Raw genomic sequence first — 23,967 nt, 5'->3', positions numbered from 1 at the left:
CTCATAAGCTATCAAGCCAATCTTCATCCCGAATTTCAATTCCTAACTCCTGAGCCTTGGCCAGCTTACTACCGGCATCTGCGCCAGCTACTACCAGATCCGTTTTTTTAGAAACAGATCCAGAAACATTAGCACCTAGACTCTGCAATTTTTCTTTAGCTTGATTGCGTGTCAATTTTTGTAATTTACCAGTCAAAACAACCGTCATACCTGATAGGGCTGCATCAGCCGCTGCCTTTTGTCCCAGATAGTCCAGATTCACACCTGCTTCCTGCAGTTCCGCCAAAAGAATCTGAGAGCCTTCCTGCTCAAAATAGGTATGCAGGCTTTGGGCAATCACCGTCCCAAGACTGTCGATAGCCGCAATCTCTTCTTGGCTGGCCTGAGACAACCTAGGAATATCATGGAATTTCTCCAGCAAAATCCGACTGGCCTTGCTTCCCACATGGCGAATCCCCAAGCCAAACAAGAGGCGTTCAGCTGAGTTTTTCTTGGAAGCTTGAATAGCAGTATACAACTTATTTGCTGATTTTTCCTTAAAGTTCTCTAGTTCTAGTAAATTTTCTATCGTTAGCCGATAGATTCCAGCCACATCCTTGACTAGATTTTGAGCAAAGAGCTTCTCTACCACTGCTGGACCAAGGCCGGTAATGTTCATGGCATCCCGGCTAGCAAAGTGAATCAAGCCCTCCTTGATCTGGGCTGGACAGAGCGGGTTAATGCAGCGCAGAGCCACTTCGTCTTCAAAGTGCACTAGCTCACTCTCGCAGCTTGGACAATGGCTTGGCACTTCCAAAGCCTCTTCTGACACCCGCTTGGACTCGACCACTCGCAAGACAGCTGGAATAATATCTCCTGCTTTATAGACGATAACTGTGTCTTTCTGACGAATATCCTTCTCGGCAATGTAGTCCACATTGTGCAAGGTCGCTCGGCTAACTGTCGTTCCCGCTAGCTGGACAGGCGTCAGATTAGCTGTCGGAGTCACAACTCCCGTCCGACCCACTGTCCAGTCAACAGATAGAAGCTGGGCTTCCTTTTCCTCAGCTGGAAACTTATAGGCGATAGCCCACTTAGGTGCCTTGACAGTAAAGCCAAGCTCCTCTTGCACCGCCAAGTCATTAACCTTGATGACAATACCGTCAATTTCATAAGGCAGGCTATCCCGCTCCTCAGCGATCTTTTCGATAAACTCCCAAACTGATTCAATAGAGTCCGCCAGAATATGAGTAGGATTGACTGAGAAGTCCAAATCTGCCAGCTTGTTTAAGACCTCTTCTTGGCTGCCAACCTGAGTAGGACTGGCTTCTTGGTATAGGAAAGTCGCTAGATTGCGCTTAGCCACAACTGCTGTGTCCAGCTGGCGCAAGGTTCCCGCTGCTGCATTACGTGGATTGGCAAACTCAGGCTCACCATTTTCCTGTCGCAGCTGATTGACCGCATCAAAGGATGCCTTGGGCATATAGCACTCTCCGCGAACCGTAATGTCCAGCGGTTCTTTCAAAGTCAGTGGAATATCCTTGACTCGCTTGAGATTTTCAGTAATGTTTTCACCAACAGAACCATCCCCCCGAGTCGCTCCTGCTACCAAGATTCCATTTTCATAGGTCAGGGAAATAGAGAGCCCATCAATCTTGAGTTCACAAAGATAAGAAACTTGTGGAAATTCCTTGCGAACCCGCTGGTCAAAGGCTAGTAATTCTTCACGTGAAAAAGCATCCTGCAAACTAAAGAGAGGATACTGATGTGGATATTTTTCAAATCCTTCTAAAATCTTCCCTCCCACCCGATGCGTTGGGCTATCAGGTAGGATATCGGTTGGGTATTTTTCTTCTAACTCCGCTAACTCACGATAGAGTCTGTCATACTCGCTGTCCGATACACTTGGCCTGTCTGCCGTATAATACTCATGGGCATATCGGTTGAGCAATTCTACTAATTCTGACATTCTTTCTTTCATACTTCTATTTTATCACAAATACACAAAATCTTCCTCTATTTGTTCCCAATTCTTCCTAAAAAACAAAAGGACATAAAAAGAGCGGAAATACCGCTCTCTGCTGTCTTATTTTTTTAACCCTATTATATCATATTTCACAAAAAAGGCGAACATTCTGCTAGAAATGTTCGCTTTGATTAGTGTTTAAAGTTTTGTTGGTCTTACTTTGTATAATTTCATTTTGTAGATAATCCACAAGGCACTCAAGACAACACTGCAAGGTCCTACTGGTGGGTAGATGAAGGGAGAAAAAACAAGTCCAAGGATTTTTATGGCATAGTCAATTTGTTTTGATTGTCCATAAATCGTTAAAATAGCTGGTGGTAAATCAGGATTAGCTTCATGGACAGCATGACCTAAACCATAAAAAGCAAAAGTCACTAGCAAAGCCTCTGCAACATACAAGGTAGCTGCAACAGAACTATAAAAATGACTGCCAGCAAAGCTTGTCATGTAAGGAAAGAAAGAGGCTGTAAATAATAAAAACATATTCCACCAAATGACCGATATTGTAATTTGTTTAACATGCTGCCATTCATTGTGGAGATTAATCCACATCACGGTTAACCAGAAAAAAGAAATACCATAGACTGCAAAATTTTCCCTCAAGTCCCAAACTGCCTGCCAAGTGGCTTGCGCTGGTTTTTGCAATTCTAAAATCAAAACGGTCATGATAATGGCTAATAGTGCATCTGTAAAAGCCATCATTCTCTCTTTTGACATACTTTTCCTTTCTCCAATAAGTCCTTATAAGGCATTTTTTGACGGTGGGTAAAAGTCTAAACCTTGCTTGGTTCCTTCTAACATTGCTGGGGTATAGCGGTATTTCTCAACTTTTTGCCAATCAAAGCTTGTCTCAATCTCAGTCTCTCGTCCTTCGTTTATCAATGCTACTAAGTCTGGATTGAGCATGACGGTTTTTCCTAAAGCGACAAAATCTGCAAAACCTGTCTGATAGGCTGCTAGGATATCGTCAGCTGTATAGAGATTGCCAACACCGATCAAAGTCATTAAGAGAAATGCTTTTGGCTTCCGGAACTTTGAAAATTTTAAAACGAGAATTCTTATTGCTTTGAATATCAAAAAGGAGAGAACCAATTTGGTCCTCTCCAGGTTGTAACTTTTTATCAACCCACTACAGTTGACAAAAAGCCTAAAAAATCTATTTTATCTATCATCTACTCCACCCCGCTGATACCAGTATAGCAAAAAAGAGGGCGATTGCCCTCTTTCGACATCTATTTTTGTTCAGCAATTTCTAAAAAGACTTGTTTGAAATCCTCATAAATCTTAAAAGCTGTTTTTAAAATATCTTCCAATTCGTCGTAGTCACTGAAAATCGGCTTTTTGATACGATAACTAGGGTCAATTAGTCGCTTAGAATAAACACCCCAAGGGGCTCCCGCAAGCACTTGTTTGCCCTTAGTTACTGCCCAAATAAAATCAACCGTTCCATTGTAGAGGATGAAATGTAAACCAAAAGTATAATCGCCTATTTCTTGATAAAATTTTAAAAATTTCTCTTTGGGGTCAAAACCGGGAATATAGCCAGCCTCTGAAATCATATCCATAACTAACTCACCGTCAAGATATTTCAATCGAGTTTTATCACCCAATCTTTCTAAATCATACTCTTTCGATAAAGCTCCATAACGTTTGATAAAGTCAATATTAAGCAGAGCCTGCTTGACTTGTGGATCTATTTCCATTACTCTGCTTTCAGTCTTTTTCTCGTTTCCATGAGAATAATTCCCAGCATATTTTTACCAGTCCCGTCACCATTATCCGCCCAGTAGTTATCATTTTTCGTATGTTCAATCAAAGTAGCATGCCCAGTCGCTAATAGCTCTCTCCTAATTGCAGGATTCTGGCAGAATTTTTCAAAAACAGCTAACCTCATGATGTCATCCTTTACCACTTCCCAGTCCGAACGCAAGGGATTTTCTCGATTGCGCCCCTCTAAAGCAGCGTCCATTGGTGACTTCAAGCGACGAATTTTTTCTTGAATAGCTTTGTCCAAAAACTTTTGAGCTTGAAAATAATGCTCCGAAGTTGACCAGATTAGTCCATTTATCTCAAAAGGGTAGGGAGCGAAATTCGACAGATAGCCATAAGCATCATTTACCCGATAAAATTTAATTTCAGTCATTTTCTTCTCCATCTAAGCCAAAATCAGCCAATGTTTTGCCTTTTTCAGTCAAGATTTTCTGAACAAAAGTTTCATCCACCTCTAAAAGCAACTTAAGAGCGTCATGAATGCGCCAATAGTTCCTCTCTTTATCGTCAATAATAGCTGTCAAAAAGTCCTCTAAAACTGGGATATATTCTGTATAAACTTCTTTATGAATATCTAAATCTTTTTTTATTAAAAAACCAATTTGCGCAATACTATAAGATGAATGTACTGCTTGCTTAATGATTGAAATAATCGTAGGATATATCCTTTTACGAGCTTCTTGTTCTTTATGTAAATCAGTTTGACTCGCCCAATAGCCAATTAACGCATCTAAAATATGTTTGTTGGTGTCATCATAAGGATGTAGATGATGAGGGATAAATCCCTTCGTTTCTCCTTTCTCAAACAAGTCTATCAAAGTATTCAGACCGTCTTCCACCCCCCAATTTGTCAATAGCAATGCAGCATCAAAACGCACTGCCAAATCATCTGAATGGAGTAAATCTCGTAATTTATCAACTCTTTCTTTAGGAACATCTTCTAAATCCAGCTCCTGCGGAATATCCGTATAATCAACATTCTCTGGAATGTCGTAAAGTAAATGATGAATTTCTTGTTCGTTCATTAGTTTATCCTTCTATTCGATAAAATGAAAATACTCTGGTGGAATGGCACCCTTGATTAAGACTTCCCCGTCTCTCTGGGCATTCGCTACATCTCCCTTAGCTCTTTCAATTTTTTCTTTTAATTTTTTAGAATGAGGTTGAGGCTTGCTCTCCAAAGAATCTACACGCGCTTGAAGTTCTTTCATCAATTCATCATGGGTAACAATTTCCACATCTTTCAGCTTGCCAGATTCAATATCTTGTTGGATTTTAGCTGTATCAATGTGTATTTTACTCCCACCATATTCTTTGGGTGCTCCTGTTACAGACGGATCTGTAGTCGAAATATATGGACTTTCCTTAGAATTTCCACCTCTAATATGGGAATGAGGCTGTCCTTTTCCGTCTACATTTGCTGGCACCAGATAGCCATTTTCATCAATATGAGCCTTTAGGTTTCCCTTATGATTATATATATCATAAAAATTACTATCTTGACGCGTAACATGAGGAGGTACTTCTTTTTCTGTCGTTGGGATTTCACTCGTTCCACCTGTCTCTTCAACCTTCCCAGCCTTATTGGCTTCGGTATCCACCTCTTCTGGCTTCTGCACCTTCTTGCCAGCGTCAGGGGTGACTTCGGGTTGTCCGGCTTTGGGGAGGTCGGGCTCTTGCGCCTTGACTTTCGGAACGGCGCTGGCACTAGCCGCAGCTGCGTCAATGTCTGGTTTGACCTTGGTTTCCATTTCTGGCTTAACCTTGGTCGGATTGACTTCGGCTGGGCGAGTCACTTCGATATCGGGCTTCTTGGTCACGTCCACTTCTTTCGGACGGCTGTTTGGTGACACCACCTCGCTCGGACGAGCTTGGCTGACCTCCGGCTTCACGGGCTTACCTGTATCCAACTCGCTGTTGGTCTTATCCACCGCTGGACGGCTTGGATTGTCAATCTCGGGTTTCGCCGTTTTAGTGGTATCAATTTCTGGCTTCTTACTTGGACCAGTTATCTCTGGACTGCTTGCACGGTCAATCTCAGGCTTGCTTGTCTTCGTCACATCAAGCTCTGGCTTCTTGCTTGGGCTTGGTATTTCTTGATGTTGAGGCGTCTGAATCTCTGGTTTTGGCTTCTTGCCTGTACCAAGCGTAGACGGATCCACATCTGTGTCCGCATGGGTCTTCAAGCCTGCATTGCCCGCTGGCAGATCCACACCTTTCCCACTACTTGGCAAGTCCACATCAGCTCCACTGCCACCCTTGCCAAATCTTGCTCGAGCTTTATTTCCAAGAGCAGTAGCTCCATGACCAATCGCACGCCCTATTCCAAATTGGAGTGCGGCGCCCAAGGGGTCATCCTGCATTGCAGACACCGTATGAGCGATGTCATTGGCATCATCGGCATAATTGACAGCTTTGCCTACCGTCTGTACCGTCGTAGAGGCGGCTTTCCCTGTCTTGGCAAGCACGCTGGCATAGGTCGCAAAGCCACCGGTCGCTGCCGTCAAGACTGCGTCCACACCTGCCCAGATACGCTCCCCGTCAGTCAACCGTTTCCCCGAAATGGTCTCCCCGCTAATCGCCTGATAACCGCTATCTGCCACCAGATAAGCAGTCCCTGCTCCGATAAGGATAGGAGCTAGGGTACCGCCACTCAGGACGCTCCCTGCGATAATGGCACCCACTGCTATAATTTTACCACCAATTTCAACCCACTGCAACCAGCCTTTGTTGTTCTCCTTCCAAGTCGAGCGCGCCCGCTCGTACTCGCCGACTTGCGTCGGAAACATAGCTTCCATGAGCTGTTGGTCGCTCAAGCCCTTGAGCTTTTCGTAATTCTCATGATCTTCTTTCTCAATTTTCGCCAAGCCTTCTTTTGCCAGCTTGAGCTTAACATCGTAGAGTTCCTTGGCAGCGGGTATCGGTGTTTTGTCGCTATTGACAATATCCGAAATACTGTAGTGCTCTGTGGTGGTGTACTCTATCGCAGTCCCGTACTCATCGTAAGCCGTGTTGGTTTTCGTATAAGTCAAATACTTACTCTTATACTGGTTTTTCCCTTCGTTGACCTTATTGAGACTCTCCAAAGCATTATCCAAACCCTCAAAGAATTTCCCGTCAATATTTTGGACGATTTCCTTGTGGACTTTCTTAGAGGCATCCAAGCGATGAAGAGCATGGTGCTCCGCATCTTCAAAAGGACCGACGGGCATGTCACGCCCCAAAGTCGCTTCTCCCGTTGCCACATAGAGATGAGCTAAGCCCTCAGAATTGACCTTATTTGACACTTCATCAATATCGCGTAGCAAGTCCTTTACGCAGTTGATGTTGCTGTGAAACCAACCCGTCTTAGAGCCTTCTTTAAAGTCAGGTTCATTCGTATAATATTTAGCCATTGTAACTCCTCTCTATCAGGCTCCACCAGTACCGATGATAATATCAGAAGACTTGGTCCCCTTCATATTCTTGTGAATTTCACCATTCTCGTCTTGAATAGATTTTTTCAGCTTGTCAACAGAGCCCTTAGGATCGTCTTTTATCCCCTGCTTGTCCTCAGCAGAAGTCTCGGAGCTATATAAAATACTGTTGGCGATGTCCATAGCCAGTATCTTATCAGTATCAATAAATTCGCTATAGGTGGTCTGTGTGTGCTTAAATATGACCTCGGTCAAAGTCTGAAAAGTCTGCGCTTTCGTGACAAATCGAATCAGCTGATTCTCATTTCCAACCATACGATTATGCACTTCTCCCTTTGAAGTGAGCGCAGGCAAGCCGTCAACTCCTTCTTTTAATTTCGTACTCAGCTGGGTTGCTGAAGTGACCATAGTTCGGATATGGAGCAAAAGCTGTTCCTGCTGCGTTAGGTCAATACTAATTTTGTCTGCCATATTACACCCTCACTTTCAAATCGTGGATAATCTCATCTCGTAATTCCTCACCGTCCACCGAGCGAATGCGTTCATGCGCCACATCAAACTCATACAAGCCCGATGGCGCCTCCAAAAAGAGACTGTCTTTCAGCAGCTCCTTGCGCCGAAATGTCTGCAAACGAATGGCTTCATTGTCGGCATAGTAAGCCTGTAAGCGAAAAGCCGAAAAAGGTTCCCAGCTGTAGTAAGCGTAGTTCTTGCGCTTCTCTTCCAAGTCCTTCAAAATCGGATGAATGTCTTTCAAATGCGCCAGAAAAACCAGGCTATGCAAAGTTTCAATCACATATTGATTATCGCCAATCTGCTTGATGACCGTCGTCGTCCACTTGTTGCTGTCGGTTTCCTGCGCGCAGAAATAATTGCTGTCCACCTGACAATGGTAAATCGCCTTGTGATAACGCTCCAGAAAAGCGCCGTAATAAGCGCACTCTTCCGTCGGCTCGTTATCAATCACCAAGCCCATTTTCCCCAAGTCCTCGTAGCCTTTTTCTAAAACCTGGCGCAGATTTTCCAAGCGAGTTTTTCCCTCTTCGCTAGGCAGGGGCAGAAAGAAGAGGTCATCCGAATAATCGTTAAACATGTGTAAGGCGTAAATCGCCTCCAAAGTAAAAGTCTTCATCCGTTGTCAATCTCCTTTTTTACATTGGCTTGGGAAGTTGAATTGAGCAGGGTTTCCAGCCCCTCAACAGCCGTTTTCAGCTCCTTCACGCTAGAAGAAAAATCACCTTGGTACTGTTTGAGAAAATCCTTCAGCCCCAGATATTGCTCCTTAGCCTTTCCGCTCCAGAGGCTCTCACTGCTTTCCATAGCGGAGATATTAGAAGGAATGGTTGTCTCTATCAAAGTCACGGCTGCTTTTAGATTTTCCAACACCGCAGCAATATTGCTACTTTCGTATTGTACCGTCTCAGCCGTATAACGGTCTTGAATATCATTGATATTTGTATTCATTTATACACACTCCTCCTTAATTACCACATTCTTTCGAAAGGATTCCATTTTCCTTCATTGTATTCAGATTTAGCACTATCAATCTGACTGTCAAGGCTACTGATTTTCGATTCTAAAAGATTGTGCAGATTGACGAATGACTGATTGGCGTCACGAACATAGTCGCGGTATTTTTTCATCGTTTTGACATCTTCTTTGAGATGTTCAGAAAGATTGCTGATGTAATGATAGCCCTCTTCACCGTCTACAATGCCGATGATTTTTTCACAATAATCGATAAAATTGTTCATATCATCCAGACTACGCATATGACTCAAACTATGCGACCGAATACTATTTCGCACCCGCTCATATTTTCTCTTTTCACCGCTCAGGTTTTCTACCCTGCTTTTCAATTCTTCATCACTTGCCATACTCTTCTCCTTCCTTAATTACGATACTGTTGGATAATCTCGTAGATTTCCTTTTTTTCTTTCTCTGCCATGCCCGACTGATAGCTTTGCACAAAGACAAAAGCCACAACTACGAGCGCTGGAAGAAGCATCAGATATCGCTTTTTCCGCATAGACATAGGCACCACGACCTCTTTGGTCTTAACAGCTTTAAATTCTGGGTGCTCTTTTTCTATTTGATTTTTTGCCATAAATAGAGGAAAAGCCCCGACAAACCAAATAGGGAGCATAATAATCGTGAGAATAGAAAAATACCTATTGTAGGACGGTAAATCATTATATAGTAATATAATGACACCCGCCACTCCAATAAGGTATGCAAGTCCCCACCAAAGAAGCCAATGATAGGCCTCTTTTTTGATTATCAAATACTCCCTAAGCTGCTCATTTTGTTCCATACAGAACCTCCTTGCGTTGTTTTTTTGGTCTCCCCTACCAAGAAGTTTAATGAGACTAATCTTAGTCTAAATGTACACTTCTAGCATACCATGAAGTAAAAAAATATGCAAATGCTTCCAATCTGTCTATTTACACACATCAGAGCCACAAAAAGCCTATTTTGTCAAATCAATACTTTTTGCAATCTGGTTAATAATGATAGCTCCAGCAATCAAAGAAGCAAATTCTCCAATGGCCGTTGTAAACCAAGTCAGGAAGAATGGCAGGCCTTGCAAGAAGTGTAATTCTGCAGCAATAGTCACCATCGAAATAGAAAAGAATACTGCAAAATAGAAATGATCCAAACGAATCAAGCCTTTAATCAGATATTGATTCTTATAGCGACTGAAAAGATAGACACCTAGTGACAGGAAGACCAAGGTGGATCCGCCGCCAACAAAGACATCAATGATTCCAAAACTATATAGATTGGCAATCATACAGCCAATAGTCACACCCATGATATATTTCCGATTATAAAAGGCCATAAAGTTCATCATTTCAGAAATTCTGAACTGGTAAGCACCAAAGCTAATCGCATTTAAAGGGGGCGTAATCGTAAGGGCAACATAAATGGCAGCAACAATGGCAATCTTAGCCAAATCACGAACTGTCAGTTTTTCTTGTTTCATGTTTTCTCCTTTAGCGGCTTTACCGCGTGTAATATGCTTGGCGAAAGAAGCTAAGCGCCAAGGGTTGCGCCCCATGAGTGGAGCATCATTAGTTGATTCCCCCACAGATTTGGCAACCCAACTAGTATAGCATAAATCCCAGAAATATGATAGACTATCTTTATGAAAACTTTAATCAAAAAATTCTTTGACAATGAGGTTCTGTCCTATCTTTTCTTTGGTGTGGCAACAACTGTCGTATCCGTTGTCAGTCGGATGCTCTGCTATGAATTGACGGGAAACGAACTACTGGCTACAATAATAGGTGATATTCTTGGTATTCTCTTTGCCTTTGTAACCAACGATACTATCGTTTTCAAGCAAGCAAGGAGTGGCTGGCCTTCTAGACTTATCAAATTTTTCACTGCACGTTTGGCTACTATGGGCTTAAATTTACTATTGACTTTTATCTTTGTCACTAGTTTCCCACAGATTATAGGCCAGTTTGTCAATAACAATATTAAAATGGTCAATACCATCGAAACCTTCATTGCCCAAGTACTTATTATCGTCCTCAACTATATCTTTAGTAAGATTTTTGTCTTTAAAAACAAGAAAAAATAACAACAAATCAGTCTATTTCACCCTATAAAAGCAAATCTGGACCAGATAATTCTGATCCAGATTTTTTTATTCTCAGATTTCCAAGCTTGGATTATCAAGCGTCAGGTGGGTGATTTCACCTTTGACACCAAAATAGTCCTCAATCAGAGTCTGAAGCTCTATCATAGCTGCTTGGGCACGCACTGCCTGCTCTTCGTTGATGGACTCGATAACCAAGATGGCATTCTTGGTCTCCTCGGTCAGCATAGTTCGCTGGGCCTCTCGCCAGTTAAGGCAACGGCAGACAGCTCCCTCTTCATCATAGTAGATGATTTCTTCTGGCAGTGCCGGTGCGTCACTCTCAGCACCCAATGGGAAAAAGGCTTCCCCACCCTTGGCTTTTCCTAGATGAAGACCTCCGACAATCTTATCCAAATCCTCACCGCCACAAGGAACTGCATAAGACAGCGAGACACTGTTATAGATATCAACCAAAGGATTGATTGGATGAAATTCCCTCCCCTGACTAACCCGTTTGAGCAGGGCTTCGATAGAGGATCGTGCTCCTTTCTTGGTCTTGAATTGGCTGAAAGCCTGCCGCCACTCCTGAATGACTTCATTTTGAGTGAAGTTCTCATCTGGAATAAAGTCCTCAGCTCGTTTTGCTCCCTTATCCAGGAGGGATTTGAAATATGAGTCCTTACTCTCATCCACACTATTATCAATCCCCTTGACCACTAAAACACTAATCTGAGCTTCCGGAAATACTTGCCAAAATTCATGTTCAACTGTAACTTTCATGATGCACCTCTTCAATCTTAATAGTTTCTTTTTTGTCCTTTTTTGACGGCTTCCCAGTCACCTGTGATGTTTTCACGCACTCGGACCAGCATTTTTTCCAAGGCTTGCACTTCCGCCTGAGAAAAGCCCTGCAGGGATGTCTCTTCAGAATAGTCATTCTCCGCTAGGATAAAAGGATAAAGTGTTTCCCCTTTTTCCGTCACAAACCATTCCTTGTTCTTCTTGTTGTCTTTGGCTGCCTTCTGCTGGACCAAGCCCTTGGCCTCTAGCTTCTTGACAGAGCGGGCAACCGTTGAGCGATCCACCTTGAGCAGCTCCGACAGCTCCTCTTGGATAATTCCCGGATTCTCCGCGATTCGCACCAGATAAAGATATTGCCCCCGTGCCAGCTCTATGTCACGGAACTCAATATTAGCAATGGAATCCAAAGCCCGGGCGATAATCCCAATTTCCCGCAATACTGACATATCCCCTCCTTTGATTTTTATTCGAAACTATTATAACACATTTTGTTGCAAATGCAATAAAATTATTCAAAAAGAAAAAGAGGAAAATCCTCTTTAAATTGAAAAAATGCAAGAATTTAACAAAGGTTTTATCTTCTAGTATTTTTCTACTGTTCCTCTGTTTTTTTCAACACAATATGATTTAAAACACTAATATATTGTCCATTCTCAGCTTCAATACTGATATCCACAGAAAATTCTACATATCCTCTATTAGTTAAAGTAATACTCACATAACTCTTAATATTATAATTCTTTTTTTCTCTTTTACAAAATCAAGGTAATCATTAGCTTTATAAGTAATGGTTTGTAAAGTTGTCTGTTGAATTTGGCTCCCCATCATTATAACCAATATTATAATTTCCCTCTAATATATTGCCTTTTCTGTCTAAATCTATTTTATGGTGTTGTAAAGTACTTGAGGGATTCTCCTGTTCCAATAAATAAGAGCTATATTCTTGAACAGTTGATAAATCTTTCTTTTCTGCTGCTAAAAAGTTAAAGAAAGGCTTGAAGCTATTTTCCAGAACATATTCTTCCTCTGTTCGATTTTCAGGAACCGAGGGATTCAGTGTCCTACAACCAGTTAGTGTAATTATGGAAAATATTCCACCTAACAGTAGCCATAAAACAATTCTACTTTTTCTTCACATCTTATCATCCTCTTCTACCATTCTTAAATAATGTCATATTATAATTCACCTTCCCCATCCTGCTCCTTCTTCTTGAAAGTAAAGCGGCCTGTGCTTTCAACTTTAAACCCTGACTCACAGCAGCTCTGGATACTGGCATTGAGTACTGCGCCAACAATCAAAATTTTAGCAATCATGATAAACCAAAACATCATCACAACCATAATGATGGAGCTGAAAAAGCGAACATCAACCAGATGATTTAAATAATTATCCATGTAGACAGAAAAGATATTCAGCAAGGCCAGAATGGTCAGAAGCACAAAGGCACTGCCAGGCAGAACATAGCGTTTTTTGCTGATTTTCACATTAGGCAGAAAATAATAGAGCATAACCAAAACCGCAAAGAGTAAGGCGTAAATCAGGGGCTCGGTAAAATGCTGCAAGTGTTGATAAAGCTGGTTATCTAACTTCCAGTAAGTACGGAGGAAGTCCAGCGACATATGGCCAAACATGGTCAGAAAGAGGGTAAAGGCAAAGAGAATCTGCAGACCAATACTGACAACCAAACTCATGACGCGATGAGAAATCAGCCCTCGGCTCTTGGCTACCCCATAGGCTTTGTTAAAGGCAAACTGAAGGAAATTCATGGACTTGGAAAAAGTCCAAAGAGCTGACAAGACTGAGAAGCTCAACAGGCCAGTCGAAGGCTGGGTCAGCACTTCACGCATAACTTTTGCTACAACATCATATAAAGTCTCTGGCAGCATGTCCTTGATAGCTGTCAGAAAATCCGCAATTGGAATATTGAAATAAGGCAGAATATTGACAACAATCAAGAGCAAGGGAAAAACGGAAATCAGCCAATAATAAGCAACTGCAACGCTGGTCAGCTCACTATCTGCTGCCCGATAAAAGCGGAAAAATGCTCTTAAAAACTGATTTCTGCGAATCTTGGCAAATAATTTCTTCACTCTCTTCTCCTTCAAAAAAAGCTGAGACAAGTGCCCAGCCTTTGATTTCTAATAAGTTCCTTCTTCTCCCTGGCTGGTCAGAATGACAGGACCATCTTTTGTAATGACAAACTGATGCTCATACTGACAGGACAGGCCGCCATCCAGCGTTTTATGTGCCCAGCCGGTCTCAAAGTCCGTATCAATTTCCCAAGTACCTGTATTAATCATGGGCTCAATAGTCAAAACCATTCCCTCACGCAAGCGCAAGCCGCGTCCTGCTCGACCGTAATGCGGTACCATAGGCTCCTCATGCATGGTTGGGCCAACACCGTGACCGACCAAATCACGCACAACACCATAGCCATGACTTTCAGCGTATTCCTGAATAGCTGCGCCAATGTCGCCGATGCGATTGCCAACCTTGGCAGCCGCAATTCCACGATAGAGACATTCCTTAGTCACATCCATCAGCTGCTGAGCCTCTGGGCTAATCTTTCCTACAGCATAGGTCCAGCAAGAGTCTGCCACACCGCCCCGGAAGCTCTCTGTATGCTGCTTCATCTGTTCCACATTGTCAAAATCTAGCTTGGACACATCCAGCTCGGCCTTATCAACCAGGCCAACCACCATATCAACGCTGATGACATCACCTTCTACCAGCTTCTGATGACGGGGAAAGGCATGGGCCACCTCGTCATTAAGAGAGCAGCAAGTCGCATAAGGATAGTCCATGACAGAGCCTTCAACACCAATCTGCAGGGGCAGGGCATTGTCTTCTTTACAACGCTTGCGGACATACTCTTCGATGTCCCACATGTCAATGCCTGGCTTAATCAAGTCTCTCAAACCGATATGGACCGAAGCCAAAAAATCTCCACTCTTGTCCATCAAGTCAATTTCACGCTGTGATTTTAAAGTAATCATTCTTTTTCTAAATTCCTCTTCTTAATTAATTTTCACTGTAATCGTCGCTTTGGCAACCAGCATCGCTTCCAGATACATCTCAAAGTCAATAATAGCTGTTCGCCTAGTCTGACGAATAATACGTGGCTGGATATGCAGCAGATCATCAATCTGAACCGCCTGAAAGAAATAGATCATCAGCTGGTCGATTATCAGGCTGCGGCCGCTGTTGACCATGAGCTGCTGGGTAATCCGAGTCAAAATTTCTGTCAGCACACCGTTGGCCAGCACACCATTTTGCTCCAGCATAAATGGCTCAACAGTAAAGGAAAACAAATCATCCTGACGGCTAATCTTCTGTCCCACTTGCTCACTGAAAGTCGGCAGGCTAGAAATCTGAGAACGGCTCATTTTCTCCATAATGTCCCGCCGCGTGATTACACCTAGTAAGGTCTGGTTGCTGCGCACTACTGGTATCATTTCAAAATCTTCTGCAATCATGCGCTGGCTGATATTGGCAATATTAGCAGATAAGCCTGTCATAAAGACATTTTTCGTCATGACCTTATCCAAGGTTGTCAGAGGAGACTTATCCCCTGCATCCCGCATGGTTACTACTCCCACCAGCATCTGCTGCTGGTTGATAACCGGAAACCGGCTGGCACGATTGCGACGAACCAAGTCCAGATAATCACGCACAGTATCAGTATCATGCAAGAAGCCGTACTCGTGGCTGGAGCGATAGACCTGCTCCACTGTTAATATATCGGTCTTGATCTGCATATTGGACAGGGCACGATTAATCATGGTTGCAACAGTATAGGTATCGTGCTTGGTCCTGAGAACCGGTATATTGAGCAGATTAGCCATCTTCAGAACTTCCGAGCTGACTTCAAAACCTCCAGTAATCAACACCGCATTCTCATTTTCCAGAGCCAAGAGCTGGATTTTCGTCCGGTCTCCAACAATCAGGAGACCGCCCTCTGTCAGATAGCGTAGGATATTCTGCTCCGTCATGGCTCCGATGGAAAATTTATTGAATTCTTTTTCTAGACCATCTTCTCCAGCCAATACTTCTGAGCCCGTAATATCAACGATTTCCTTATAGGTCAGATGCTCCAAGACAACTTTCTTGGACTTAACCCGAACCGTACCGCTCCGAGGCCTGGTCTCAACAATACCTCGATTCTCCGCTTCCTTGATCGCTCGATAGGCCGTCCCATCGCTGACTCCCAGATAGTTTGAAATACTGCGGACACTGACCCTCTTGCCGATTGGAAGATTTTCAAGATAGGTTAAAATTTCCTGATGCTTACTCATTAAAATCTCCTCTCTCATAACGGTACTCCAGATAATCTCTCATCTTCCTCGTGTACCGATCGCTCCCTTTAAACTGCCGGTAGAGGCTGAAGCCAGATTTTTGAGCTACCTTCTGACTGGCTAGGTTCTCTGCATGAGTGATAATGCTGAGACGCTTGAAGTCAAAGCGGGTAAAAGATAGAAAAACAATCTCTCGGACAATTTCTGTCATCAGCCCTTGTCCCCAGTAATCTTGCCGCAGAAAATAGCCTAACTCAGCTTCTTTCTTGATCTCATCCATCTTTTCAAACTTGACAGAGCCAATCATTTCCTGCGTTTCCTTGTGACAAATGGCCCAAATCCCCAGAGGATTTTTCATAAAGAAATTGGCAATGACGTATTCACTTTCCTCTAGGCTTGCTTCTGTCGGAAAGATGAACTGAGTATTTTCCGGATTGGACGCAATCTTATATAGGGCTCCTGCATCTTCAAAGACAATGGGCCGCAAAAAAGCATGCTCTGTCTCAATAAATGAGCAGGCTGCTAAATGTGTCCATAAATTCATCTGCTACCTCTACAAAAAATAAGCGAAAAACGCTTATTCTTCTATCAACTGGATATCTGCACCCAGACTTGTTAATTTTTCAATAATATTAGAATAGCCACGCAGGATAAACTCGATATTAGTAATCTCTGTCTTTCCTTGAGCCATCAAACCTGCAATAACCAAGGCAGCTCCTGCTCGCAAATCGGTCGCCTTGACCTGAGCTCCTTGCAGTTGATTTGGCCCCTCATAGACAATCTGGTCGCTGCTGGTCGAAATCTTACCTGCCATCTTAGCCAGCTCCGCCACATGGTTAACCCGCTTCTCATAGATGGTGTCCGTAATCTTACCATGGCCATTAGCCGTCAGCAAGAGCGGAGTAATCGGCTGTTGTAGGTCAGTTGCAAAGCCTGGATAAGGGGAAGTCTTGATGTTTATAGCTCGCAGGTTTTGCTGCTCTTCGACAAAAATGCTGTCTTCAGAAACCGTCATCCGAACACCCATTTCCTCAAGCTTGGCAATAAAACTCTCCAAATGCTCATAAAGGACATTATTAATCTGAATTCCCTGACCAATAGCTGCAGCAAGGGCGATATAAGTCCCTGCCTCGATACGGTCTGGAATTACTTGATGACGCGTTCCATGAAGGTGTGGAACCCCCTCAATCGTAATAATATCGGTTCCTGCTCCACGGATGTGCGCTCCCATATTGTTCAAGAGAGTTGCTACGTCGATGATTTCTGGCTCCCGCGCTGCATTTTCAATAATAGTCCGACCTTTGGCCTTGACAGCAGCCAACATAGTATTGATGGTGGCACCCACGCTGACTGTATCCATATAAATGCTAGCGCCTTTCAGCTGCTGACCTCCTGTGGATAGGTTCATGTAGTTGCCGTCCATGGTCATCTTAGCCCCCATAGCTTCAAAAGCCTTGAGGTGCAAGTCAATAGGACGCGGCCCCAAGTCACAACCACCAGGCAGACCTACTGTTGCTTCACCATAGCGACCAAGCAAGCTGCCATAGAAATAATAAGAAGCCCTTAGACTGTTGATTTTCCCATAAGGCATAGGGACGTTTTGGATACCACGCGGATCAATCGTCAGACTGTCCTCAGAGCTAGTAACACTAGCTCCCATGGCAATCATGATATCAATCAGACTATCCACGTCCGAAATATCCGGAACGCCATCCAACGTTACAATATCATCTGCCAGAATCACAGCCGGAATCAAGGCAACAACACTGTTTTTAGCACCATTAATAGTCACCTCTCCTTTTAAGGGGCGACCACCATGTATTACAATTTTTTTCATGTTTAAAATAAAGCTCTTTCAAGGTATTGCCATTTATTATACCACAGATTCAGGAAATTTCCTATACTTTTAGATAAATAAGACAATTGAAATTAAAATGAAACAGAGAAAATGGCTTTTTTAATAGTTTTTTCAAAAAAATACAGTATTCCCAAGAATGAGAGAAGCGCAAGGCTAGACTGCTTGCCTTTTAAAAGTTGTCTGTATAGAAATAACTTTTTCTTAAAAAAGAAAAGCTCTCAACCATTACGATTGAGAACTGTCTTCTTACTGCACTGCTGCTTTCAATGCCTCTACCTTATCCAACTTTTCCCAAGGCAGGTCAATGTCTGTCCTACCCATGTGGCCATAAGCTGCTGTCTGACGGTAGATTGGCCGTTTCAGATCCAGCATTTGAATGATACCGGCCGGACGCAGATCAAAAATCTGACGAACTGCTTCCTGCAATTTGCTTTCTGCAACAGTACCAGTGCCAAAAGTATCGATGCGTACAGAAACCGGCTGAGCCACACCAATGGCGTAGGCTAACTGTACTTCTGCTTTCTTGGCCAGTCCAGCAGCCACGATGTTTTTAGCAATGTAACGAGCTGCGTATGAAGCTGAGCGGTCGACCTTGGTTGCATCCTTACCAGAGAAGGCACCGCCACCATGACGAGCATAACCGCCGTAAGTATCCACAATAATCTTACGTCCAGTCAAGCCAGAGTCTCCTTGCGGACCGCCAATTACAAAGCGGCCGGTTGGATTGATGAAAAATTTTGTCTTATCATCCAGATACTGGGCTGGGATTACTGCTTTAATCACCTTTTCAATCACATCACGATGAATCTCTTCATTAGTCGCTTCTGGGTCATGCTGAGTCGAAATAACCACCGTATCCACGCGCACAGGCTGGTCATTTTCATCATACTCAACTGTCACCTGTGACTTAGCATCTGGACGAAGATAGGCAATCTCTCCTGATTTGCGCAACTCTGCCAATCGACGGACTAGCTTGTGACTGAGCGAGATAGGAAGCGGCATGAGCTCCGGCGTTTCATCCACTGCAAAGCCAAACATAAGCCCCTGGTCTCCAGCACCAATTAAGTCCAATGGATCTTGATCCACATTCCCACGAACTTCCAGAGCTTCATTGACACCTTGAGCAATATCTGGAGACTGCTCCACCAAAGACGGATGCACACCGACTGTCTCAGCTGAAAATCCATACTCTGTATTGGTGTAACCAATGTCTGCAATGGTATCTCGAACAACACGGTTAATATCTACATAAGCTGTGGTCGAAATCTCACCAAAAACATGAACCGAGCCCGTATAAACGGCTGTTTCAGCAGCCACATGGGCATTTGGATCCTGACTCAAGACAGCATCCAAAATAGCATCGGAAATTTGGTCTGCAATCTTATCGGGATGTCCCTCCGATACAGATTCAGACGTGAAAAGTTTACGTTCTGACATAGAAATGTCCCCCCTTAAAAAATTGTTATAGAGTTACAAAGTACTGATAGAAGTTTCCTATCATCTTATCGGGACTATATAACTTTCTCATTATACCATAATTTACGATACCACTCCCTTTTTTTAAAAAAAGAACAAGATATAGATTAAAACTATACCTTGTTAAGCTCCATTCATTCTTGGAAGTTAACCAACCTATCCAGACTAAATAACAAAATAAAAACATAAAGAGAAGATATAGTTTAGCACCAAATTTTCTTCTGTTACCTCTCCACTTCTTTAGCCATTAGAGTTCCGAACAAAACAAGAGCTGCTAAAACAAATGGAGCGATTTGAAAAAGAAACCAATCTGGGTCTCCTGCAAAAAAGGCAGAAATCAGGTAAAGTCCTGAACCTGCATACAGTAAACCCTTATTTCCTCTATTCTTTCCAATACCAGTTAAAACGGTCGCAATTAAAATACAAATTAAGCTGGGTGCTAGGAAAATTAACAAGACGATCCCCCATGGACCTGCTAGAGTGAAAAGTAAAACAAACAAGACAAGATAAATTATCGATAGATAAAAAGCAAATGACAGCAGACCTGACCTATACTTGGTTTCTTTTGAATTCTTCATAGTAACGTCAGGAATATTTTGTTCCTCAATAGATTGATTATTATCTTTATTCATCTCATTATTCGTCATTTGATTCATCCTTTCTAATTATTTTTTAGACTGAAGAGGCAAGATATCTATCCCACTATTGTTCCTCAGATAATAGCATTTCACTTATGTCCAACCTCTATAATACACGCTTGATTCAGAGAATATTTTGCTACATAACATACATATGCGCTTTTCACATAAACTCCTCATTCTATACCAAATCCGTCTGAGCGATAGCCTTCTTGACATCATCCAGCGGCAGATGAACTAATTCCACCTCTTTCTCCTTGTAGAGATACTGAGCATAGTCATCTATCCGATATTGGTTGATGTAGACCACTCGCTTACAGCCGACCTGAAGCAGTTGCTTAGTACAGTTGAGACAGGGAAAATGAGTCACATAAGCCGTAAATCCCTTGGGGACTCCCCGCTCGGCTCCTTGCAAGATGGCATTGACCTCAGCATGCAAGGTCCGCACGCAGTGACCGTCAATAACCAGACACTCATGGTCAATACAGTGCTCAGTCCCTGAAACCGAGCCATTGTAACCAGTTGAAATAACCTTATTATCCTTGACCAATACAGCGCCAACCTTGGCTCGCTTACAGGTTGAACGATTAGCGATTAAGAGAGCCTGAGCCGCAAAATACTGATCCCAAGCTAAACGATTCTCCGACATAGTTTCTCCATTCTACTGATTTTTTATTCACATAAGTATCTGTTTTTTCTATTATATCGCAATTCCCTATTTTTAACTAGCTTTACCATGAAAGCTGTCTTATCAGTAACAAGCCTTTATCTATACTATAAGTGGCTTGGCGGGCTATTTCTTTCTTTATACTTTTCATTAATAGTTATGGAAAAAGAACCAAGGAAATCCTCAGTTCTTATTTTAATTATTTACCAAGCTTAGCTTTAGCTGCATCTGCAAGAGCTGTGAAAGCTGCTGCATCGTTAACAGCCAAGTCAGCCAACATTTTACGGTTAACTTCAATCTCAGCCAATTTCAAACCATGCATCAATTGTGAGTATGAAAGTCCGTTCAAACGAGCTGCCGCATTGATACGAGTGATCCAAAGTTTGCGGAAGTCACGTTTTTTCTGACGACGGTCACGGTATGCATAGTAGTAAGAGTTCATTACTTGCTCTTTTGCAGTACGGAACAAGATATGTTTTGCTCCATAGTAACCTTTAGCTAATTTTAAAATACGTTTACGGCGTTTGCGTGATACAACGCCACCTTTAACACGTGCCATTTATATTTCCTCCAATATTTCCTAGATAATTGTTACAGTAGCTCTTATTTCAGACCTGTAAGCATTGCTTTGATACGCTTGAAGTCTCCTGCATGCACCATTCCTGCTTTGCGAAGATGACGGCGTTGTTTCTTAGTCTTTCCGTGGAAACGGTGAGAAGTGTAAGCACGGAAACGTTTCAAGCCACCAGAACCTGTACGTTTGAAACGTTTAGCTGATGCGCGGTGTGTTTTTTGTTTTGGCATAATGTTTTCTCCTTTTTCTATCTTTCTGACAATCTATTTTTTGTCAGGAATTGGCGCCATCTGCATGAACATCTGACGACCATCCATCTTAGGCTTTTGCTCAATGATAGCAACATCTTGAGTCGCTTCAGCAAAATCTGCTAAAACTTTAGCCCCGATTTCTTTGTGGGTAATCATCCGGCCTTTGAAGCGGATAGATACCTTTATTTTATTTCCTTTTTCAAGGAACTTGCGTGCGTTGCGAAGTTTAGTGTCAAAGTCTCCCTTGTCGATGGTTGGACTGAGACGAACTTCCTTCACAGTAACAACACTTTGTTTCTTGCGTTGTTCTTTTTGTTTTTTCTGGTACTCAAATTTGAACTTACCGTAGTCCATAATTTTTGCAACAGGTGGTTTAGCTTGTGGCTGAATCAGGACCAAATCGACATTTGCTTCATCCGCAAGAGACTGCGCTTCGCTCAGCGGTTTAATACCTAATTGTTCGCCGTCAAGACCGATCAAGCGAACTTCACGCACACGAATTTCATCATTGATGAATAAGTCTTGTTTTGCTATGGTTTTCACCTCTTTTTTTATTTTTAGAGAAAAACAAGTGCGGACCTGCTAACGCAAACCCGCACTACATGATAGTATTTCATTACTGAAACTGAATCCTGTAGAGCCAGACAACGTTAGTCGCAAGGCGAGAAGCTCTCACTTCTGCTTTTCTCAACTCTACTATCATACCAAGTTTCATTTTATTTGTCAATAATTTTTTTCGCTTTTTCTTCGATAAATGCAACAACTTCAGAAATGCCAATACCAGTGGTATCAAAATGTATGGCATCGTCTGCCGGTCTCAATGGCGAAACCTCGCGATGACTGTCCTTATAATCTCGCTCTGCAATTTCTTCTTTCAGTTTCTCCAAGTCAGCAGGAATACCTTTTGATAGATTTTCCTTATAACGGCGCTCAGCTCTTTCCTCGACTGAGGCTACCAGATAAATCTTGAGCTCAGCCTGAGGCAAGACAACCGTTCCAATATCACGGCCATCCATGACAATCCCTCCCTGAGCTGCAATTTGCTGCTGCAAGGCCACCAGTTTCTCACGGACTTGAGGAATGGCAGATACCCAGGAAACATTATTGGTAACTTCATTTTCTCGAATTGGGTGAGTCACATCTACATCTCCGACAAAAACCAACTGCTCGCCATCTTCCGCTCGACCAAAACTAACCGAATGATTATTGAGCAAGTCTACAATTTCAGTGGCATCTGCTTCTGTCAGATGATGCCGCAAAGCCAGATAGGTTGCAGCCCGGTACATGGCTCCTGTATCTAAATAAGTATAGCCAAAATCCTTAGCAATAATCTTGGCAACGGTCGATTTTCCACTGGAAGCTGGACCGTCAATCGCAATTTGAATCTGTTTCATAGCTGGCTCCTACTCAATCTTCACAACGTCACCTGGATTGGCATACCAAGAACCAGTGGACATATGAGAAGGGTTAAGCTGTTCAAGCTTGGCAATAGAAATACCTGCACGCGCCGCAATGGCTGCCTCACCTTCACCAGGCTGGACAGTCAGAGTTCCTTCAGATGATTCTGTGGTATTTGCCGCCGTCTGCTCTGCTGTAGAAGACGCTTCACTGCTGGAACTTGCTGCTGAAGTGCCGTAAAAACCTTCCATTTGGGTCTGTCTATTACTTCCCCCAGTAGACAGATAGGTCAGGAAGCATACCACCGCAACCACTAAAATACAGAAAATAATGGTTAATATGGTCAACAAACGATCAGCATTCAATGCGCTAAACTTCTTAGTTCGTTTCAACTTATCTTCTCCGTTATCGTATACATCTTCTTCCCATGGTTCTTTTTCCATGACTTCCTCCTTGAGTTTTTCTTAAAATCTTATTACAATATGGGTATGAAAGTAACACTCATTCCCGAACGGTGCATTGCCTGCGGGCTTTGTCAAACCTACTCAGATCTTTTTGACTATCATGACAATGGCATCGTCAAATTTTACCAGGACGACCAGCTCCTAGAAAAGGAAATCGCTGAGGATCCCGATGTCGTGGAAGCCATCAAAAACTGCCCAACCAGAGCTCTTTTGAAAGACTAGGATTTTTTGGACTGACTGCCATAGTAAGCTTCAAAATAATCAATATGGGTAAAATTATCTACTAATTCTACTTCACCCTTAAAATGCTCATTAAGGGCTAGGGCATTGACAAAATATTTTTTAGGCCACTTGCGCATACAAAAACTCCGGCTGCGGCTCTGCCCTTTAAAATATAAGGTAATTGACGTCTTAGTCACTTCTAATTTTTCAATATCTGAAATCTTGACCTTTATCGGAGTAAAGGGATTGGCTGTGATAATTCGCAAGGTTCCATCGTCATAAATGGTAAAATAACGATGAACTCCCATTCCCAGCAAAACCATGAACAAGAAGAAAGAAAACAGAACAAGAGTCGGCACTCGTGAGCTTTCATACATCAAAGCCAGGCCAACAAAAATCGGAATGACCGATAAAGACCAATATATTATCAGGATAGCTACATCTGGCTGCCAGTGATAGCGAACCTTACCGAAAATCTTTATCATGCTCACACCCCCGTACTACTAGTTTAGCATAAATTTAGAAAAAATAGAACAGGTAGA

Annotated in this window: 31 protein-coding genes, 1 pseudogene, 1 riboswitch and 1 other annotated feature; of the genes and pseudogenes, 3 read left to right on the top strand and 29 right to left on the bottom strand. The window is 42.7% G+C overall.

All coding sequences use genetic code 11. From position 1 onward, the window contains the following. Position 1: 1 nt before the first annotated feature. The 3 genes from ligA to AX677_RS01280 all read right to left on the bottom strand — a co-directional run bounded on the left by ligA (position 2) and on the right by AX677_RS01280 (position 3,010). A complete protein-coding gene (gene ligA / locus AX677_RS01290; RefSeq protein WP_011837172.1) occupies positions 2-1,960 on the bottom strand; it encodes an NAD-dependent DNA ligase LigA in 1,959 nt (652 codons plus the stop codon). A gap of 183 nt (positions 1,961-2,143) precedes the next feature. Beyond that, a complete protein-coding gene (locus AX677_RS01285; RefSeq protein ID WP_060975878.1) occupies positions 2,144-2,722 on the bottom strand; it encodes a TMEM175 family protein in 579 nt (192 codons plus the stop codon). A gap of 24 nt (positions 2,723-2,746) precedes the next feature. Further along, positions 2,747-3,010 (bottom strand): hypothetical protein, encoded by a 264-nt coding sequence (locus AX677_RS01280; RefSeq protein WP_197416873.1) that lies wholly within the window; start codon positions 3,008-3,010, stop codon positions 2,747-2,749. Between AX677_RS01280 and AX677_RS09290 the strand changes: the two are divergent. After that, positions 3,000-3,119, top strand: a pseudogene (locus AX677_RS09290) (transposase); the annotation flags it as partial. The gene AX677_RS01280 and the pseudogene AX677_RS09290 overlap by 11 nt on opposite strands. 118 nt (positions 3,120-3,237) lie before the next feature. Here the strand turns inward: AX677_RS09290 and AX677_RS01275 are convergent. The 10 genes from AX677_RS01275 to AX677_RS01230 all read right to left on the bottom strand — a co-directional run bounded on the left by AX677_RS01275 (position 3,238) and on the right by AX677_RS01230 (position 10,177). Then, entirely contained in the window at positions 3,238-3,708 is a 471-nt protein-coding gene (locus AX677_RS01275) for a hypothetical protein (RefSeq protein ID WP_060975876.1), read from the bottom strand. Next, on the bottom strand, positions 3,708-4,148 hold the full coding sequence (locus AX677_RS01270) for an NADAR family protein (protein WP_060975875.1): 441 nt from the start codon (positions 4,146-4,148) through the stop codon (positions 3,708-3,710). The genes AX677_RS01275 and AX677_RS01270 overlap by 1 nt, the downstream gene beginning before the upstream one ends. Further along, positions 4,141-4,800, bottom strand: coding sequence for a hypothetical protein (locus AX677_RS01265; protein ID WP_060975874.1), 660 nt, complete (start codon positions 4,798-4,800; stop codon positions 4,141-4,143). The genes AX677_RS01270 and AX677_RS01265 overlap by 8 nt, the downstream gene beginning before the upstream one ends. A 12-nt stretch (positions 4,801-4,812) precedes the next feature. Further along, positions 4,813-7,170 carry a hypothetical protein gene (locus tag AX677_RS09470; protein ID WP_231730773.1) on the bottom strand — a complete coding sequence of 786 codons (2,358 nt, stop codon included), beginning with the start codon at positions 7,168-7,170 and terminating at the stop codon, positions 4,813-4,815. Between the two features lie 15 nt (positions 7,171-7,185). After that, positions 7,186-7,662 (bottom strand): hypothetical protein, encoded by a 477-nt coding sequence (locus AX677_RS01255; protein ID WP_002924162.1) that lies wholly within the window; start codon positions 7,660-7,662, stop codon positions 7,186-7,188. Position 7,663: 1 nt separating this feature from the next. Then, entirely contained in the window at positions 7,664-8,323 is a 660-nt protein-coding gene (locus AX677_RS01250) for a hypothetical protein (RefSeq protein ID WP_002924161.1), read from the bottom strand. Continuing rightward, the gene (locus AX677_RS01245; RefSeq protein ID WP_002924160.1) at positions 8,320-8,655 is read right to left on the bottom strand and encodes a hypothetical protein; all 336 of its coding nucleotides are present in this window, start codon (positions 8,653-8,655) and stop codon (positions 8,320-8,322) included. The genes AX677_RS01250 and AX677_RS01245 overlap by 4 nt, the downstream gene beginning before the upstream one ends. A 20-nt stretch (positions 8,656-8,675) precedes the next feature. Continuing rightward, complete coding sequence (locus tag AX677_RS01240; RefSeq protein ID WP_002924159.1) at positions 8,676-9,068, bottom strand: hypothetical protein; 393 nt, start codon at positions 9,066-9,068, stop codon at positions 8,676-8,678. A gap of 14 nt (positions 9,069-9,082) precedes the next feature. After that, on the bottom strand, positions 9,083-9,505 hold the full coding sequence (locus tag AX677_RS01235) for a hypothetical protein (protein ID WP_060975873.1): 423 nt from the start codon (positions 9,503-9,505) through the stop codon (positions 9,083-9,085). A gap of 156 nt (positions 9,506-9,661) precedes the next feature. After that, complete coding sequence (locus AX677_RS01230; protein WP_060975872.1) at positions 9,662-10,177, bottom strand: QueT transporter family protein; 516 nt, start codon at positions 10,175-10,177, stop codon at positions 9,662-9,664. Then, positions 10,175-10,311: riboswitch (PreQ1 riboswitch) on the bottom strand. (Overlaps the previous gene by 3 nt.) Before the next feature lie 28 nt (positions 10,312-10,339). Here AX677_RS01230 and AX677_RS01225 point away from each other — a divergent pair. Further along, a complete protein-coding gene (locus AX677_RS01225; protein ID WP_002924154.1) occupies positions 10,340-10,780 on the top strand; it encodes a GtrA family protein in 441 nt (146 codons plus the stop codon). A 72-nt stretch (positions 10,781-10,852) separates the two neighbouring features. Here the strand turns inward: AX677_RS01225 and AX677_RS01220 are convergent, their stop codons facing one another. From AX677_RS01220 to AX677_RS01150, 15 genes are all read right to left on the bottom strand, one after another. Further along, positions 10,853-11,560, bottom strand: coding sequence for a B3/4 domain-containing protein (locus AX677_RS01220; protein ID WP_002933166.1), 708 nt, complete (start codon positions 11,558-11,560; stop codon positions 10,853-10,855). Positions 11,561-11,577: 17 nt separating this feature from the next. After that, a complete protein-coding gene (locus AX677_RS01215; RefSeq protein ID WP_002924152.1) occupies positions 11,578-12,027 on the bottom strand; it encodes a MarR family winged helix-turn-helix transcriptional regulator in 450 nt (149 codons plus the stop codon). A 730-nt stretch (positions 12,028-12,757) separates the two neighbouring features. Next, positions 12,758-13,687 (bottom strand): YihY/virulence factor BrkB family protein, encoded by a 930-nt coding sequence (locus AX677_RS01210; RefSeq protein WP_060976044.1) that lies wholly within the window; start codon positions 13,685-13,687, stop codon positions 12,758-12,760. 33 nt (positions 13,688-13,720) lie between these two features. Next, entirely contained in the window at positions 13,721-14,578 is an 858-nt protein-coding gene (locus AX677_RS01205; RefSeq protein ID WP_060975871.1) for a methionyl aminopeptidase, read from the bottom strand. A 21-nt stretch (positions 14,579-14,599) separates the two neighbouring features. Further along, entirely contained in the window at positions 14,600-15,877 is a 1,278-nt protein-coding gene (spxR, locus tag AX677_RS01200) for a CBS-HotDog domain-containing transcription factor SpxR (protein WP_060975870.1), read from the bottom strand. Beyond that, on the bottom strand, positions 15,870-16,421 hold the full coding sequence (locus AX677_RS01195; RefSeq protein ID WP_060975869.1) for a GNAT family N-acetyltransferase: 552 nt from the start codon (positions 16,419-16,421) through the stop codon (positions 15,870-15,872). Before AX677_RS01195 ends, spxR begins: the two co-directional genes overlap by 8 nt. A 33-nt stretch (positions 16,422-16,454) precedes the next feature. After that, positions 16,455-17,714 carry a UDP-N-acetylglucosamine 1-carboxyvinyltransferase gene (locus tag AX677_RS01190; RefSeq protein WP_060975868.1) on the bottom strand — a complete coding sequence of 420 codons (1,260 nt, stop codon included), beginning with the start codon at positions 17,712-17,714 and terminating at the stop codon, positions 16,455-16,457. 267 nt (positions 17,715-17,981) lie between these two features. Next, the gene (gene metK, locus AX677_RS01185) at positions 17,982-19,172 is read right to left on the bottom strand and encodes a methionine adenosyltransferase (protein WP_060975867.1); all 1,191 of its coding nucleotides are present in this window, start codon (positions 19,170-19,172) and stop codon (positions 17,982-17,984) included. A 263-nt stretch (positions 19,173-19,435) separates the two neighbouring features. Beyond that, entirely contained in the window at positions 19,436-19,858 is a 423-nt protein-coding gene (locus AX677_RS01180) for a hypothetical protein (RefSeq protein ID WP_223311157.1), read from the bottom strand. Positions 19,859-20,030: 172 nt separating this feature from the next. Further along, complete coding sequence (locus AX677_RS01175) at positions 20,031-20,498, bottom strand: deaminase (RefSeq protein ID WP_002895042.1); 468 nt, start codon at positions 20,496-20,498, stop codon at positions 20,031-20,033. Positions 20,499-20,715: 217 nt separating this feature from the next. Further along, a complete protein-coding gene (gene rplT, locus AX677_RS01170; RefSeq protein WP_000124830.1) occupies positions 20,716-21,075 on the bottom strand; it encodes a 50S ribosomal protein L20 in 360 nt (119 codons plus the stop codon). 44 nt (positions 21,076-21,119) lie between these two features. Further along, positions 21,120-21,320: a 50S ribosomal protein L35 gene (gene rpmI / locus AX677_RS01165; RefSeq protein WP_002895038.1), complete on the bottom strand. Its 201-nt coding sequence runs from the start codon at positions 21,318-21,320 to the stop codon at positions 21,120-21,122. A gap of 33 nt (positions 21,321-21,353) precedes the next feature. Continuing rightward, the gene (gene infC, locus AX677_RS01160; protein ID WP_002895037.1) at positions 21,354-21,884 is read right to left on the bottom strand and encodes a translation initiation factor IF-3; all 531 of its coding nucleotides are present in this window, start codon (positions 21,882-21,884) and stop codon (positions 21,354-21,356) included. A 16-nt stretch (positions 21,885-21,900) separates the two neighbouring features. Next, positions 21,901-22,031 (bottom strand) — a sequence feature (ribosomal protein L20 leader region). A gap of 26 nt (positions 22,032-22,057) precedes the next feature. Beyond that, positions 22,058-22,735, bottom strand: a complete 678-nt coding sequence (cmk, locus tag AX677_RS01155; protein ID WP_002897257.1) for a (d)CMP kinase — start codon at positions 22,733-22,735, stop codon at positions 22,058-22,060. A gap of 9 nt (positions 22,736-22,744) precedes the next feature. Then, positions 22,745-23,182 carry an SAG1386/EF1546 family surface-associated protein gene (locus tag AX677_RS01150; protein ID WP_002895035.1) on the bottom strand — a complete coding sequence of 146 codons (438 nt, stop codon included), beginning with the start codon at positions 23,180-23,182 and terminating at the stop codon, positions 22,745-22,747. A 45-nt stretch (positions 23,183-23,227) separates the two neighbouring features. On the opposite strand from AX677_RS01150, the gene AX677_RS01145 reads away from it, so the two are divergent. Further along, on the top strand, positions 23,228-23,425 hold the full coding sequence (locus AX677_RS01145) for a ferredoxin (protein WP_295345912.1): 198 nt from the start codon (positions 23,228-23,230) through the stop codon (positions 23,423-23,425). Here the strand turns inward: AX677_RS01145 and AX677_RS01140 are convergent. Continuing rightward, complete coding sequence (locus AX677_RS01140) at positions 23,422-23,910, bottom strand: EbsA family protein (RefSeq protein ID WP_060975866.1); 489 nt, start codon at positions 23,908-23,910, stop codon at positions 23,422-23,424. The two genes, AX677_RS01145 and AX677_RS01140, sit on opposite strands and share 4 nt — an antisense overlap. Between the last annotated feature and the right edge of the window lie 57 nt (positions 23,911-23,967).

Origin of the sequence: Streptococcus sp. CCH8-C6 (assembly GCF_001557225.1) — a bacterium.
Taxonomy (GTDB): Bacteria; Bacillota; Bacilli; order Lactobacillales; family Streptococcaceae; genus Streptococcus; species Streptococcus sanguinis_C.
Note: the sequence above shows the minus strand (reverse complement) of the source record. Positions and strands in the feature narration are given on the sequence as shown.

Bases quoted from the DNA above. Each gene is read 5' to 3' on its own strand.
- cmk (WP_002897257.1), bottom strand. From the start codon at position 22,735: ATGAAACAGATTCAAATTGCGATTGACGGTCCAGCTTCCAGTGGAAAA.
- AX677_RS01220 (WP_002933166.1), bottom strand. From the start codon at position 11,560: ATGAAAGTTACAGTTGAACATGAATTTTGGCAAGTATTTCCGGAAGCT.
- AX677_RS01175 (WP_002895042.1), bottom strand. From the start codon at position 20,498: ATGTCGGAGAATCGTTTAGCTTGGGATCAGTATTTTGCGGCTCAGGCT.
- AX677_RS01240 (WP_002924159.1), bottom strand. From the start codon at position 9,068: ATGGCAAGTGATGAAGAATTGAAAAGCAGGGTAGAAAACCTGAGCGGT.
- AX677_RS01245 (WP_002924160.1), bottom strand. From the start codon at position 8,655: ATGAATACAAATATCAATGATATTCAAGACCGTTATACGGCTGAGACG.
- AX677_RS01285 (WP_060975878.1), bottom strand. From the start codon at position 2,722: ATGTCAAAAGAGAGAATGATGGCTTTTACAGATGCACTATTAGCCATT.
- rpmI (WP_002895038.1), bottom strand. From the start codon at position 21,320: ATGCCAAAACAAAAAACACACCGCGCATCAGCTAAACGTTTCAAACGT.
- AX677_RS01205 (WP_060975871.1), bottom strand. From the start codon at position 14,578: ATGATTACTTTAAAATCACAGCGTGAAATTGACTTGATGGACAAGAGT.
- spxR (WP_060975870.1), bottom strand. From the start codon at position 15,877: ATGAGTAAGCATCAGGAAATTTTAACCTATCTTGAAAATCTTCCAATC.
- AX677_RS01265 (WP_060975874.1), bottom strand. From the start codon at position 4,800: ATGAACGAACAAGAAATTCATCATTTACTTTACGACATTCCAGAGAAT.
- AX677_RS01255 (WP_002924162.1), bottom strand. From the start codon at position 7,662: ATGGCAGACAAAATTAGTATTGACCTAACGCAGCAGGAACAGCTTTTG.
- AX677_RS01150 (WP_002895035.1), bottom strand. From the start codon at position 23,182: ATGGAAAAAGAACCATGGGAAGAAGATGTATACGATAACGGAGAAGAT.
- AX677_RS01180 (WP_223311157.1), bottom strand. From the start codon at position 19,858: ATGACGAATAATGAGATGAATAAAGATAATAATCAATCTATTGAGGAA.
- AX677_RS01215 (WP_002924152.1), bottom strand. From the start codon at position 12,027: ATGTCAGTATTGCGGGAAATTGGGATTATCGCCCGGGCTTTGGATTCC.
- AX677_RS01145 (WP_295345912.1), top strand. From the start codon at position 23,228: ATGAAAGTAACACTCATTCCCGAACGGTGCATTGCCTGCGGGCTTTGT.
- AX677_RS01280 (WP_197416873.1), bottom strand. From the start codon at position 3,010: ATGACTTTGATCGGTGTTGGCAATCTCTATACAGCTGACGATATCCTA.
- AX677_RS01140 (WP_060975866.1), bottom strand. From the start codon at position 23,910: ATGATAAAGATTTTCGGTAAGGTTCGCTATCACTGGCAGCCAGATGTA.
- AX677_RS01195 (WP_060975869.1), bottom strand. From the start codon at position 16,421: ATGAATTTATGGACACATTTAGCAGCCTGCTCATTTATTGAGACAGAG.
- metK (WP_060975867.1), bottom strand. From the start codon at position 19,172: ATGTCAGAACGTAAACTTTTCACGTCTGAATCTGTATCGGAGGGACAT.
- AX677_RS01275 (WP_060975876.1), bottom strand. From the start codon at position 3,708: ATGGAAATAGATCCACAAGTCAAGCAGGCTCTGCTTAATATTGACTTT.
- AX677_RS01225 (WP_002924154.1), top strand. From the start codon at position 10,340: ATGAAAACTTTAATCAAAAAATTCTTTGACAATGAGGTTCTGTCCTAT.
- AX677_RS01235 (WP_060975873.1), bottom strand. From the start codon at position 9,505: ATGGAACAAAATGAGCAGCTTAGGGAGTATTTGATAATCAAAAAAGAG.
- AX677_RS01250 (WP_002924161.1), bottom strand. From the start codon at position 8,323: ATGAAGACTTTTACTTTGGAGGCGATTTACGCCTTACACATGTTTAAC.
- AX677_RS01270 (WP_060975875.1), bottom strand. From the start codon at position 4,148: ATGACTGAAATTAAATTTTATCGGGTAAATGATGCTTATGGCTATCTG.
- ligA (WP_011837172.1), bottom strand. From the start codon at position 1,960: ATGAAAGAAAGAATGTCAGAATTAGTAGAATTGCTCAACCGATATGCC.
- rplT (WP_000124830.1), bottom strand. From the start codon at position 21,075: ATGGCACGTGTTAAAGGTGGCGTTGTATCACGCAAACGCCGTAAACGT.
- AX677_RS01190 (WP_060975868.1), bottom strand. From the start codon at position 17,714: ATGAAAAAAATTGTAATACATGGTGGTCGCCCCTTAAAAGGAGAGGTG.
- AX677_RS09470 (WP_231730773.1), bottom strand. From the start codon at position 7,170: ATGGCTAAATATTATACGAATGAACCTGACTTTAAAGAAGGCTCTAAG.
- AX677_RS01230 (WP_060975872.1), bottom strand. From the start codon at position 10,177: ATGAAACAAGAAAAACTGACAGTTCGTGATTTGGCTAAGATTGCCATT.